This window comes from Streptomyces celluloflavus (genome assembly GCA_000720995.1).
GTDB classification, from domain to species: domain Bacteria; phylum Actinomycetota; class Actinomycetes; order Streptomycetales; family Streptomycetaceae; genus Streptomyces; species Streptomyces celluloflavus.
Map to the genome: position 1 here is coordinate 1 of JOEL01000182.1, position 221 is coordinate 221.

Below are 221 nucleotides of genomic sequence, written 5' to 3' on the forward strand. Positions count from 1 at the left end.
TTCTTGCGGCCCACCGGCCCGAGCAGGCCGTGCACATATGCCCGCATTCGCCGGCGCAGATCCACCCGCCCGAACCGGTGACCGATCCGCACCAGCAGCCCTTCCAGTTCCGCCGACCAGACATCAGGCCGCACATCATCTTGCACGACAAACACAACGGCCCGTCGCACCCAAAGTCACGAACCCACGCCAGCTGATGGACCATCAGCCGAGCACACTCC

The 221-nt window shown here is 65.2% G+C and carries 1 pseudogene; it reads right to left on the reverse strand.

Annotated features, from left to right (window positions below):
• Positions 1 to 134, reverse strand: a pseudogene (locus IH09_RS40960) (IS701 family transposase); the annotation flags it as partial.
• Between the last annotated feature and the right edge of the window lie 87 nt (positions 135 to 221).